The sequence below is a fragment of the Spirosoma pollinicola genome, from assembly GCF_002831565.1.
Lineage (GTDB): Bacteria > Bacteroidota > Bacteroidia > Cytophagales > Spirosomataceae > Spirosoma > Spirosoma pollinicola.
This window is the reverse complement of the sequence record NZ_CP025096.1, coordinates 8,763,218-8,774,983: the sequence shown is the minus strand read 5'-3', so window position 1 is coordinate 8,774,983 and position 11,766 is coordinate 8,763,218. Positions and strand designations below refer to the sequence as shown.

Sequence of the window (11,766 nt, the reverse complement as noted above, 5' to 3'; positions counted from 1 at the left end):
GACGAAAAAAGTTGATTTACAAATATATAAACGTTGTGATTTCAATGTTTGTATAGGGAATAGACCTATGATATAATAGGGAAGTTGAAAAAATAACTAGCTAGCTAGATTTCCTTGTCGAGTTACTGGATGAGAAATATCAGGTTATTCGAACGGCCTACAACACACCAGCTTATAGCTTTGGCCGACTTAAACCGGGATTATACCGACTTCGATTAATTATCGACGCCAATAAAAACCGGAAACGTGACATCGGCAATGTGCAGAAGGGCATCCAACCCGAACGAATGATCTACAATCCCGGCACCGAAGAGAACGGGACTATTCGGGTCAAGCAGGATTTCGAATTGACGGATCTGGATTTTTGAGGGGGTGGTCATTTACCAATCAAACACCTACAAAACAATGCGCAACGGGCAGTTGAACAATTTGAAAGTATTGACATTTATCCGCCAGGAGCTACGGAACGGCGCAACCGATTCGGAGAAAATTCTTTGGGAGCAGTTAAAAGGTAGTAAACTAGCTGGCCGAAAATTCAGGAGACAGCATAGTATTGGGTTGTTTGTATTGGATTTTTATTGCCCATCTGAACGGCTTGCTATTGAAGTCGATGGAGGCAGGTTAAAAAGAAAGTTTCAGGTTCAGACCGAGGCTCCGGTTCGATGGCAGGGTACCGTATTCAACGCCCTGGAAGTTACCGTTACTAATGTTAACGTCAGGATCAAACCACATCTTGCGTTTGCCAATACCGGGAATATCCAGCTTGCGTTTGCCAATACCGGGAATATCCAGCTAGCTAGCTAGAAGCGCCGTTCCAGGGCTTTGACATAGGCATCTTGGTTGTGCTTCTTCATGGCTTTATAGGCTTTATGAGGATACAGATAAGGGGCTAATCGGTGTCTAAAATACCACCGGTTTAGCTGGCGAAGCTCCGTGAGGGAAATGTGTAGATAACGTTGGATATCAGCAGGCTGAGCGATTTCAGCCCGATAGACCTCCACGATCCGTCGCTTAAAGATAAGCGAATTTCTATTTTTCTTATTTCGTTGTAATCGCTTAATATACATCAGCTTACGGGTTTACTGTACACAGAAACCAGTAGCATACGAGCTGTTATATAAGTGGTGATTATGTTAAGTTATGGTGATGTATGCATCTAAGTGTATATCCACACCATAAGAGAGCAAATTTTCTCTTATGGTGTGGATATAAGCGGAAAGCGGACTAACGTTGTTGGTCTGCTTTTTTGTTGTATAATCTAGATTATGTTATGTAGAGCCTCCCGAAAGCCTACCGTAACCAAGTAAAAAGCCTGCCTAAAGCCTCCTGAAAGCCCTTGTATACAGTGAGTAAAATGGACCGCTTGAATGGTTTTACAGCTACTCAACTTAGGCTATCCATGCGCTTAACCTTCACACTGATTATTGGCTGTCTGGCCGTTCTTTTCCTGCCGCTGGCCTGTGTTGATCCCGAAGATATACTTCTGCATGGAACGGTAAATGTGCTGGTCGTAGACGGCACGATTACGAACCTGGCTGAACCCCAGATGATTCGAATCAACCGATCCAAAGCCGATCCGCTCACCGGACGATTTGGCACTACACCCATCACCAAAGCCCAGGTGCAAGTGGTGGTTGACTCTACCCAGATGATTGATTGCCACGAGACTCAGGACGGAACCTATCAACTGCCCTCTGACTTCAAAGGCCAGATTGGCCACGCCTATCAACTTCGGTTTACGCTCTCCGATGGCACTCGATACCAGTCCACCACCGAAGTGATGGCCAGCGTGCCTCCATTCGACCATTTGTCTGCTCAGTTTAATCCTAATAGCCTAGAGCCAGCCCAGCGATTAGCCGGAAATTATGCGGCGGCTCATGACTTCTACCTCGATACGCAAGACCCCGTCGAAACACGCAATTACTATCGTTGGAGTTGGGTCTTATGGGAAAAGCAAGACTGGTGTCGCACTTGCGAGAATGCCGTTTACTTGATTTGGGATCCTTCGGATACGTACCTCTATGAAAACTGTTACGATGTAAGCCAGCTGATACGTGGACAGTACTTTGTTTACGATTACGCTTGTCGTACCCAGTGTTGGGACATCTTCTACAGCCCTGATATTAATGTCTTTTCTGACCAGTTGACCAATGGTGGGCCTATTCTACACCGGCGGGTGGCCCAAATTCCGTTCTACGACCACAACGGGGCCTTGGTCGAGATTCGCCAGACGGGGCTTACTCAGTCGGCATACACGTATTTCAAGCTTTTTCAAGACCAGACCCAAAACACGGGCGGGCTAGCCGATACACCCGCAGCGGCACCGATTGGCAATGTGCACAATGTGGCTAACCGGCAGGAGGCCGTAGTGGGTTATTTTACAGCCGGGGCCGTCTTTGCCCAGCGCTACTGGCTGGACCGTAAAGACAGCGAAGGTATCCCACCGGGTCTATTTGAACTGGTTCATGGCCGTGTCCCTCAGCCGGAACCCGTTCCTTCATTAGTTTATATTTATAGTAAATACTACGTTCGCCCGCCAACGGCGGTTTGTGTATCGAGTGACAGTCGAACCCCTTCAAAACCGGTAGGTTGGCAAGATTAATTGACGCTTTTTTAGGGCTCGTCAGGTAGGGTCAAAATAAGGTTTTTTTAGCGGGTTTTTCCTCGCAGTCATAAAGGCCTGATTCTGAGAAAAACCACATAACATAAGATAGCTTATACAACAACCCTCAGAAAAGTACAAAAAACAACGGGGTAAAAAAGGGGTGGTGACATCATAGGTCATTACCCTTTTTTTACCCTGATCATACGTCATTTTTTTATCTTGGCTGGCATCGGCTGAGCCCTAACCTGGTTGGTAAACTCCGAACCAGGCTTGAAGGAAGGGATTATCTGGGTCGGAATTGTGACCGCCGTATTCTGACTGATATTGCGGGCTGTTTTTTGGGCTCGCTGTTTAAGGATGAAGCTCCCGAAGGTGCGGATATAAATGGGTTCGCCCTCGACTAAGGACTCTTTTACTACCGTGAAAAAGGATTCGATTACCGACCGGGTGAGCAAGGGGTCGACGCCGGTTTTCTCACTAACTTGGTTGATTACATCTTGTTTTGTCATACTTAATTAAGTCATTTTGAGACGATTAAAATAAAAGAAACGTAAAAGGGCTGGCCATCATCTGTCTACCCAAGGCTATATAAACAGTTATTATAGCGCTTGAATTATCTACCTTAAATGCGGGCTAAAGTATATCTATTTTGCTAATTATCAGTTAGTTACCTGTAATTATTTTACTAAATATATTAGTATTCCAAGCGTTTAATAACTAAATTTGTAGTTTGCCCCCTTCTGCCGTTTTTCCTTTTTTGGTGTTTTTGTTTTTTCTGCTTTTTTTATTCCTTTAATACTTTTCCGGCGTCAGCTATTTTTTGGATTTCGCGTCAGCTCCCTAAATGCCGTTTTTTTCGACAACACAATCTTTGTGTATTTGTAAAACTTTGTTCTATTTGTTATCCTATATATAAGCTAAAAAACAGGTTTGATAAGCTAAAAAACAGGTTTGATAAGCTAAAAAACAGGTTTGATAAGCTAAAAAACAGGTTTGATAAGTTGAAAAAACAGGTTTGATAAGCGAAAAAACATTATTTTTAAACATACTGTGAATTGAATCTGTTTTTTTGACATTATAGAGTATATAACCCCTCAAAGCAAGGAATTTAGCCATGAATCAGGCCGTGGAAGTGCGTCAGCATAACGCTATTACCAATGCACGTTATGAGTACTCAGAGATGCAATTAGACATCTTTCTATACCTACTTGCCAAATTACGGAAAGATAAATCAGACGGAATTTATGAAGTGTCGGTGATTGAAATGGGGAAACTAACAGGCAAGAAGTACAATTACCAGCAACTGCGCATAGCCACTGAGGGCATGGGGAGCCGTATGTTTGAAGTCTCAACACCTAAGAGCTATATACAATTATGGATGTTCCAACGCATTGAGTATGTTCATGGAACGGGAATCATTGAGGTTGAGTTTGCCAACCCAATCAAACCCTATCTATTCGATTTGAAAGATAATTTCACTTCCTTCCAACTCTATGCAGCTCTGCGCCTGAGTAGCAAATTTGCTAAGCGAATTTACACTATATGCAGCCAATGGAAAGACAAGGGACAAACTCAAACCTTTAGCCTAGACGAACTCAAGAAGATGCTGTCCTTGCTTGATGACAAGGGGAATGAGCAGTATAGACAGATTGGACAATTGAAGCAGTTTGTACTTGATGAATCAGTAAAGCAAATTAATCAACACACCGATTTAAAGATCGGCTATACCCTCGAAAAGAAGGGCCGTAGCTTCAAAAATATTACCTTCACCGTCAAGGCTCAACCCTTAGCCGTAGTCTTGCCTGTGGAGAACGGAGCAGTCAAAACAGGAGCTAACCTAACAGGTGTGTCAGACGCCCAATACCAAAACGTCCGACTCCTATTGGAAAAATGGAACATTAAGCGGGCTGACGTAGTGAATCAGATTATGAACTCGGCGGATCTGATTCAAGAAGTTAATAAGTTTGCTTACGAGTTGCAGACCGGAAAAGTCAAAGTCGAAAAGAACGTAGCCGGTTATCTGCTCACCCGATTGGGCTTGAAACAACCAAAAGGGATAAAAAATGATTGAATTTCAGTGGGATATGGGAAATGAAAATCATATTATCGACCACTATCCACTTCGGGCCAATACCATTGAGGAAGTAGAAAGCTTATTTTACGATCCAGCTCCGCTGGCTCTGCGTGATCCCCAACACAGTGACCAGGAAGAACGCTTCAAGCTGGTAGCCCGAAGCAACCAGAATCGAATATTGCTTGTTGTGTATGTCATTAGAAATGGTCAAATTAGGCCCATTAGTTGCCGACCAGCCAACCAAAAAGAACGCGAACACTATGCTCAAATCGCTCAAAAACCCCAATAAGAGGACGGCTTCAGAAGCCGCCCCTAAGCTGATTGCTGTCATCAAGAACGGAATGACCGAACAGGAAATGAACGAGTCTGGTGAACACTGGGTCAATCATAAAGGGCCTTACATGACCGTAGCGGAAACGTTAGCATATGCCGCTGAACGAGATAAAATACTTGCTGGGAAGAAACAACCCTGATCAGAAAGGTTGAAAAGGGGAGAGAAAGCAACCAGCCGCTTGAAATCGGGTTTCATTGGCTTTCTTTTTTCTTCCCCTTTGTCATCTGTTTTCCTTCCAACTCATTCGCCTGGCGAGATAAGGCTTTGGCTTGCTCGGCAGCCTGAACCGCTAAAGCGCGCTTCTCGTCGGCCTGCTCCTGCTCGACAATCCACTTACTGACGCCTGCCGGGTCTTTGGTGAATACTCCTTCGACGTGGCTGTAGAAGGTAGGATCTGCTTGCTTAACGTAGCGCACCCGCCAATCTGCCGTCCAGTAAGCGTCTCGAAACCGGTCCCGTTCCCCTTTCCAATCTAAGGCTAGCCAGGTTAGACCCGCCACTAACATCACCATCAGTCCAAATACATAGCCCCCATAGCGCACGTACTGACTGACCTTATAGTCAGGCTTTTGGCGAATTAGCTGTTCTAACCGGCTGAATCGCTCGAAAACTTGATTCGACTCGCTCGAAGCAGGACCTGGTTGGTGTTTCAACGACTCGACCGCCCGAGCTAACGTTTTTAACTCCTCTCGATAGTCAGGTTCATCTTTAGTAGCCAATTGGTTGACCGACTGTTTTAGGCCTTTGATATCATCGAGGACCCCTTGTAACAATTCACTCACTAACTCATCACTCGATTGGGCTTTCTTAGTCTCCATCTCACATGCTCAGGCCACGCCCTTTTTTAAGTCGTTTTTCTTCGTTTTGCAAGCTTATCGTCAACTCTTGCGCCTTCGCTAGCTCTCGCTGCTGAGAAAGCTCTAAGGCCCGTTTATGACCGTTTTCTAGTAACTGTTCCTGGATATGGCATAAACTTAGACTCTGGTGTAGCTTGGAGCCTTTGAAAGCCACTTTGATTTCTTCCCCGTTATCGGTTTGGCTCACACGCTCAAAGCTCAACCCACGGGCTTTACCTGCCTGATCCCGATTCACGATCACCTCGATACCGCGTTGGGCCAAATCCGCTTTCAGCTCCGCGCTGGTGGTCGAACGCTCTAAGCTCTGCCGAACTTCATTCCGCATCTCCAACCGGTGACGATCCCGCTCTGGTAAGTGCTCCAAACTCAGCCGGTAGCCTTGCTCCTTCATCAGCGTGAGACTATGCTTTTGCTCAATCTCTCGGAGCAGTTTCTCCGAGCGGTTATAATTGTGACTATCACTGATGCTTTGGCCATTACTGGCTACCCGGTTGGCAATAATGTGAAAATGACTGTGGGCAGTGTCCTGGTGCTGAATCACCACGTATTGCGATTGATCCAGACCCATGCCTTTTAAGTACTCACTAGCCACTTGGTTCATTAACTCCGGCTTGAGTTGTAACCGGGCCTCGTCTTGAGGATCAAAGCTGATAGCCGTATGCCAGACGCTACGCGTTAACTCGGGATTCATTTTGGCCTGTCGGGTGAAGTCAGCCACCATCGCCCTCAACTCGTAGTCCCGCACGCCTTGGCTCAGCAGCACTTGGCCCTGGCCCATCTCCACTTTCTGCATGTTATAAGCGCAACAGCCCTTAAAGCTGCGGCCAATACTCGTTTTAGCAATCATAGGGGCAAAGGTTTACCATTGACGTACAGCCGAAAATCACTCGCCGTGGCCCGCTTATAGGCCCGGTAAAACTCCAACTCATCGATCATCTCCCAAGCCTCAAATAAGGCGTCAAATTCGATTCGATCACCCGCCTTCAGCAGATTGTACTCCCGATGCTCAAGGATGGGGATAGGATTGAGAAAATTCAGCACTTCACACAGAGGCGGCTCGCGGTCCACCCACAGCTTACCGTAGTGGTAACGCCCCCCATATTGGTATTTTTTCAAGTAGACCACCACACTCATACATCAGCCGGTTTATCTAATAACTGACTCAATTGCTGAAGCAGTCGGTGGGCTTCCAGGGCAATACTACGGATACCGTCGGCATGGGCTTTGTGAGCGATCTGATTGAGGTTACTACCTAGACGCGCAACTTGGTTCAGGGTGGCGTTTTCCTCCGGGCTTAGTCTGGCCTGGGCTTTGCCAGTAAGGATTATTTGTCGGCCATAGTCCGATAGATTCAGACCCGCCTTCTCAGCTCGCTTCTGGATGGCCAGCTTCTCCAGCTTGGTCAGCAAGACCGTCATTTGCTGGTCGCGTTTCTGGGTGCTGGGCGGTCGGCCGCCCTTCTTTTTAAGGGGTTCAGTTGGGTTCATAGCGAACAGAGTGAGCGATTTTTACCCCCCCGACAGTCGGAGGGGGGACAGGCGGTTTATCCCCTAAAAGACGGACCGAAGGGAGGTTTTTTAGGGGATAAACATGGCTGGCTACTCAATCAGACTAGCAAAGTTAGCACGCGTCAGCTTTTTCGCAAGCAGACCTGTAGTGTTCTTAAAAATAAAGGTATAGAACTTGATCGATGACGGTAAACGTCACCACGCGATTGAGGTTGTAAGGCTGGCTACCCACTTGAATATATTCATGGCCAAAGCTCCACTCCTCACTCTGATCATGGAGTTTAAAATCACCCAAACGACAGATACGAATCTGTCTAATTTGGTGGTCGTTAATCAAGCGCTGTAGCCGTTGGACCATATGTTCACCTGGCATTGGAAAGGGGGAAGAGGGTATTTACTTTTTACCAAATAACCATTCTCGGAAACTGGCTGGGCGTTGCTGGATAGCTTCTCGGATAATGCGAAGTTCCTCGTCTCGTTGATTGTCTAATTCGGTACGTTGAGCTAATTGAACAACAACTGACTTTAAATCATCAATCTCAGTCCGTAAATCTTCCTGACGAGCTGGCGGTTGATTTCCTTTCTTAAGTTGTTCTTGGGCGTACTGGCGTAGATCCTCGTTTAGATACTGGCCAATGGTTTTACCGCTTCGCTCGGCAGCTTTCTCAAAGGCTGTACGGGTTTCAAACTCGATACCACGAATTGACCAAACCCCAACATCAGGCGCATGACGACGACGGCCTCCTTTGCCCTTCTTACCGCTCTCTTCCAAGGTGTCAGAGGGTGTACTACTTAATAGCAGTTCTGTAATCGTATTTTCAGACTGCTGTTTACTTAATTCGAGTTCTGTAAGCGGGTCTTGGTCAGCCATTGAGAAAAGTCATACATTTAGTATACAGCAAACTAAACGCTTTTTTCAGACCGAATCAATTGTATGACATATAGTATGACTTTTCTCGATCTTACTTTAGCTTATCATAAGTGAGATTATACAACAGTTTTGACATAGTGTTTTACCAGCCATATAAGAAAACCCCCTCTTCCAAACAAGCTCACTACCGTTACTACAGCGACTACTAACCCGCTTACCCCCTGAATAATCCGTATCGGCTGTCTAGCTAACCAAACAGGAGTATTGCGCCAATTAAAGCGGTAAAGCAGCCAGAGTGAGCCTACGAACTCAATTAACACAATCAGCACTTGAGCCGTGAACCATCCTATCGGGTTTGCTCTTAGGCGGTTGTTATCGTCCCACCGTAGGCTGTCAGGAATAAGAAATCCGTTGAGATAAATATGAGCGTAGTCGAGGAAGAAGGGAATAATCAGGCAGCTCAACCCATTAACCGCCACGAATAGGACAAAGTAGAATAACTTAGCGGTATCAGTTCTTTCTTCGTTCAACATACGGGCTCAGCTTAACATATACAAAGTGGCTGTTTCAATGCTTAGTAAACGGGCCTCATTCCGTTAAGTTTTGCTTCAAAAACAAGCGATTGAAAAAAGAGACTAAGCCACTTCCGACTTTTGCAACAGCCACGAAAATTATACAACAGAAAAAAAGAGCATACGTTATGCAGACAAATCGCTTAAGGAATGAGATACCTTCTCTTTTTAATAGCAATCGTCTTTGGTAATAGCTACCAGTCGTCTGCTCAATCGAAGAATCAATTTAATATCGGCGCTGGTTACTCCTATTCCAATACAATAGTTAGTATAGAGAATACAGCGTTGATTGGACTTGCTCCCATTAAAGCTAAGCCAGGGTTTTATGTAAGTTTAGCCTATGACCATCAGCTATCCAGGCTGTTTACTACCCAGATCGAGTTGAATCTTCAACAGAAGGGACATCGATATGAGAATCCGATTGAGCAACAGCTCGTACCAGTCCGTTACACTTACATTGGCATTAGACCTACCATTGGTGTCAAACCCGTGAAGAAGCTAAGCTTTTTGATTGGTCCTGAGCTAAACTGGCTGATTAGTAAATCAGCCAGTTGGTCTAACAGCAAACCTATTGAGATCGGTTTAACCGGTCGTGGCCGTTATCAATTCAGTCGCGTCGGTATAACAGGAGGTTATTTTAGAGCACTAACTTTTTACGACCTTTCGGGTTCGGGTACTTACTCCTTTACAAACCAAAACTGGCAGGTAGGACTATTTTATCAGCTAAGCCCACGCTAAATTCAGCTAACATAATGCCACTTATATAACAATCTGGAAGTGAGATTTAGTAATAGCCCCATAGATAATTGGAGTAGGCGAGAGTCCAATTGTTATTATCAGAACGGCCAATATACAGGTACTTGTAACCCCGTTTTAAAATGAACTGCGTGCACTCACCTCGATCTGTCTTAAGCAGGATTTCTTGCGAAGGGTGAACACGTACATCGATAGCTGCGGCAAAACCATTAGATGAGCTTTTAAGGTGTTTTTTTGCTACACATAGTTCGTCAACGTATATTGAAACAGTGTCTTTAAAATAGGTCTCAAAGACAAATTTTACTCCGACGCGGTAACTCTCGCTAGGAAGAGAATCATTTTCCACAGCTCGTATTGTCACTTTAGGAGCGTGACAATATGTTTTCATTGTCGTTTGACAAATGGCTAGTGTTAAAATTGACAGAAATAGTATTGTAGTAAGAAGAAGCTTTATCATAACTATATAACGCTTCTTGCTTTATTTTCTTTACATAATTGTAGTTATGCAACAGACCTCGGAAAAGTACAGTGTTTAACGATTTCACCTAAAAGGTTAAACACTGTACTTTTCCGAGGTCCGTATGCTACTGAAATAGGTTTACAAAGGGGAAGAAAAAGCCTTATCTACTGGATAGTGCACATTTCCGTACCGCACCTTTTTATACGGATACCATTTCAAGACGTGATAGCCACTCTTTTGATGCGCTCGATTCGGTGTTAAATTATTTATCGACCCATGGGGGCGTACCCCATTATAGGCCATAATTGCCCGCTCCACGGCGGCTTGTGCTACCCCAAAATTCACAAAACCGCGGAGCTTAAAATCGTCTTTCAGGCATCGAAATACGCGTTCAGCTAAGGCATTCTCGTTGGGGTCACCTGACTCAGTCATGCTGATGGCGATACGGGCCTTTTTTAGCCGCTCTACGTAAGCGCCAGAGCAGTATTGGACCCCTCGATCTGAGTGGTGAACCAACTCCTGTTGGCTTTCGCCACGCTCGGTTAGAGCCATCTCCAAAGCCGCTAAGGGCCCTTTTGCTTCCAGCGTTTTATGCAATGACCAGCCCACAATCTTACGCGAATACCCATCCATGATCACCGATAAATAAGCAAAGCCATGCCCCACCAGCAGGTACGTCAAGTCACTTACCCAGAGCCGATTGGGCCGATCCGGCTTAAGCTCTTTAACTTGGTTGGGGTACTTATAAAAGCTGTGACTTGAGTCCGTCGTCTTCACTTTAGATCGTTTCCGTTGTACTAGTAAACCACTCTCTTTTAGTAAGTTATGAAGCTTGTCTCGTCCCATCTTGATGGTATGACGAGTTAAAAAGTCGTTCATCATTACATACAGCTTAGTGGTTCCTATACCGGGAATTAACTTTCTTATCCGCTTGACTTCCTGGAGAACCAGATCGGTCTGGAAGCCCTTTTTCTCCTCTCGCCGGGTAGCCGCATACCAGGCTTGCCTTGTCAATCCAAACACTGCGCATAACTGCTCCATGCCCACCAGGGGATAGCGACGAGTCAGTTGCTGGAGGGTTTGGTACCAGACTTTTTTAAGATCGGGATCTGGAATTGCTCTTCGGCAATTTGAATGGCCGTCTGATAGGCTTCCGCTTTGAGTTTAAGCAGCTTATTTTCGTCTTCGGTAGCTGCTAAGCGCCGTTCCAGGGCTTTGACATAGGCATCTTGGTTGTGCTTCTTCATGGCTTTATAGGCTTTATGAGGATACAGATAAGGGGCTAATCGGTGTCTAAAATACCACCGGTTTAGCTGGCGAAGCTCCGTGAGGGAAATGTGTAGATAACGTTGGATATCAGCAGGCTGAGCGATTTCAGCCCGATAGACCTCCACGATCCGTCGCTTAAAGATAAGCGAATTTCTATTTTTCTTATTTCGTTGTAATCGCTTAATATACATCAGCTTACGGGTTTACTGTACACAGAAACCAGTAGCTAGCTAGCTAGACCGGATATATTGAATTCGATACTAGCTTGTAGTTCGTCTCTGTAAACAGAGATCTTCTGGTTGATTATCTCGTCTTTGACTTTCTCCAGTATCGTTTTTCGTAATTGACCTAAATCCATTCAGCTATTTTCTTTTAAATAGTCATCTACAAAAAAGCCCCGGATGGCTACTTTAGCTATCAATCCGGGGCGCAAGTACGGTTAGTACGTGCATCAGCCTAT

18 protein-coding genes are annotated in these 11,766 nt (G+C 45.3%); 6 read left to right on the top strand and 12 right to left on the bottom strand.

The genetic code is table 11. The features are described 5' to 3' along the window. Positions 1-215 precede the first annotated feature (215 nt). Positions 216-380 (bottom strand): hypothetical protein, encoded by a 165-nt coding sequence (locus CWM47_RS38710; RefSeq protein WP_157816227.1) that lies wholly within the window; start codon positions 378-380, stop codon positions 216-218. 25 nt (positions 381-405) lie between these two features. Between CWM47_RS38710 and CWM47_RS39745 the strand changes: the two genes are divergently transcribed. Continuing rightward, entirely contained in the window at positions 406-804 is a 399-nt protein-coding gene (locus tag CWM47_RS39745) for an endonuclease domain-containing protein (RefSeq protein WP_240625652.1), read from the top strand. Here the strand turns inward: CWM47_RS39745 and CWM47_RS37800 are convergent. Then, positions 801-1,067 carry a hypothetical protein gene (locus tag CWM47_RS37800; RefSeq protein WP_100993643.1) on the bottom strand — a complete coding sequence of 89 codons (267 nt, stop codon included), beginning with the start codon at positions 1,065-1,067 and terminating at the stop codon, positions 801-803. The two genes, CWM47_RS39745 and CWM47_RS37800, sit on opposite strands and share 4 nt — an antisense overlap. A gap of 332 nt (positions 1,068-1,399) precedes the next feature. Here CWM47_RS37800 and CWM47_RS37795 point away from each other — a divergent pair, with 332 nt between their 5' ends. After that, on the top strand, positions 1,400-2,602 hold the full coding sequence (locus CWM47_RS37795) for a DUF4249 domain-containing protein (RefSeq protein ID WP_100993642.1): 1,203 nt from the start codon (positions 1,400-1,402) through the stop codon (positions 2,600-2,602). Between the two features lie 209 nt (positions 2,603-2,811). On the opposite strand, the gene CWM47_RS37790 is transcribed toward CWM47_RS37795, so the two are convergent. Beyond that, complete coding sequence (locus CWM47_RS37790) at positions 2,812-3,114, bottom strand: HU family DNA-binding protein (RefSeq protein WP_100993641.1); 303 nt, start codon at positions 3,112-3,114, stop codon at positions 2,812-2,814. 605 nt (positions 3,115-3,719) lie between these two features. On the opposite strand from CWM47_RS37790, the gene CWM47_RS37780 reads away from it, so the two are divergent. The 3 genes from CWM47_RS37780 to CWM47_RS37770 are packed head-to-tail and all read left to right on the top strand — an operon-like array spanning position 3,720 to position 5,152. Further along, the gene (locus CWM47_RS37780) at positions 3,720-4,676 is read left to right on the top strand and encodes a replication initiation protein (protein ID WP_100993639.1); all 957 of its coding nucleotides are present in this window, start codon (positions 3,720-3,722) and stop codon (positions 4,674-4,676) included. Continuing rightward, positions 4,669-4,968: a BrnT family toxin gene (locus CWM47_RS37775; protein WP_100993638.1), complete on the top strand. Its 300-nt coding sequence runs from the start codon at positions 4,669-4,671 to the stop codon at positions 4,966-4,968. Before CWM47_RS37780 ends, CWM47_RS37775 begins: the two co-directional genes overlap by 8 nt. Further along, positions 4,940-5,152, top strand: coding sequence for a hypothetical protein (locus tag CWM47_RS37770; RefSeq protein WP_100993637.1), 213 nt, complete (start codon positions 4,940-4,942; stop codon positions 5,150-5,152). The genes CWM47_RS37775 and CWM47_RS37770 overlap by 29 nt, the downstream gene beginning before the upstream one ends. A gap of 52 nt (positions 5,153-5,204) precedes the next feature. On the opposite strand, the gene CWM47_RS37765 is transcribed toward CWM47_RS37770, so the two are convergent. The 6 genes from CWM47_RS37765 to CWM47_RS37735 form a co-directional block, all read right to left on the bottom strand. Further along, positions 5,205-5,831, bottom strand: a complete 627-nt coding sequence (locus CWM47_RS37765; RefSeq protein ID WP_100993636.1) for a hypothetical protein — start codon at positions 5,829-5,831, stop codon at positions 5,205-5,207. A 1-nt stretch (position 5,832) separates the two neighbouring features. Then, positions 5,833-6,717: a relaxase/mobilization nuclease domain-containing protein gene (locus CWM47_RS37760; RefSeq protein ID WP_100993635.1), complete on the bottom strand. Its 885-nt coding sequence runs from the start codon at positions 6,715-6,717 to the stop codon at positions 5,833-5,835. Further along, positions 6,714-6,911, bottom strand: a complete 198-nt coding sequence (locus CWM47_RS37755) for a hypothetical protein (RefSeq protein WP_157816226.1) — start codon at positions 6,909-6,911, stop codon at positions 6,714-6,716. Before CWM47_RS37755 ends, CWM47_RS37760 begins: the two co-directional genes overlap by 4 nt. An 89-nt stretch (positions 6,912-7,000) precedes the next feature. Continuing rightward, positions 7,001-7,357 carry a plasmid mobilization protein gene (locus CWM47_RS37750; RefSeq protein WP_100993633.1) on the bottom strand — a complete coding sequence of 119 codons (357 nt, stop codon included), beginning with the start codon at positions 7,355-7,357 and terminating at the stop codon, positions 7,001-7,003. A 415-nt stretch (positions 7,358-7,772) separates the two neighbouring features. Then, entirely contained in the window at positions 7,773-8,249 is a 477-nt protein-coding gene (locus CWM47_RS37740) for a hypothetical protein (RefSeq protein WP_240625651.1), read from the bottom strand. Between the two features lie 116 nt (positions 8,250-8,365). Then, on the bottom strand, positions 8,366-8,782 hold the full coding sequence (locus tag CWM47_RS37735) for a hypothetical protein (protein WP_100993631.1): 417 nt from the start codon (positions 8,780-8,782) through the stop codon (positions 8,366-8,368). Between the two features lie 189 nt (positions 8,783-8,971). Here CWM47_RS37735 and CWM47_RS37730 point away from each other — a divergent pair, with 189 nt between their 5' ends. Continuing rightward, positions 8,972-9,559, top strand: a complete 588-nt coding sequence (locus CWM47_RS37730; protein ID WP_100993630.1) for an outer membrane beta-barrel protein — start codon at positions 8,972-8,974, stop codon at positions 9,557-9,559. A gap of 46 nt (positions 9,560-9,605) precedes the next feature. On the opposite strand, the gene CWM47_RS37725 is transcribed toward CWM47_RS37730, so the two are convergent. The 3 genes from CWM47_RS37725 to CWM47_RS37715 all read right to left on the bottom strand — a co-directional run bounded on the left by CWM47_RS37725 (position 9,606) and on the right by CWM47_RS37715 (position 11,497). Then, positions 9,606-9,965, bottom strand: coding sequence for a hypothetical protein (locus tag CWM47_RS37725; protein ID WP_157816225.1), 360 nt, complete (start codon positions 9,963-9,965; stop codon positions 9,606-9,608). A gap of 210 nt (positions 9,966-10,175) precedes the next feature. Next, the gene (locus CWM47_RS37720) at positions 10,176-11,078 is read right to left on the bottom strand and encodes an IS3 family transposase (RefSeq protein WP_100993628.1); all 903 of its coding nucleotides are present in this window, start codon (positions 11,076-11,078) and stop codon (positions 10,176-10,178) included. A 23-nt stretch (positions 11,079-11,101) separates the two neighbouring features. Then, positions 11,102-11,497, bottom strand: coding sequence for a hypothetical protein (locus CWM47_RS37715; RefSeq protein WP_100993627.1), 396 nt, complete (start codon positions 11,495-11,497; stop codon positions 11,102-11,104). Between the last annotated feature and the right edge of the window lie 269 nt (positions 11,498-11,766).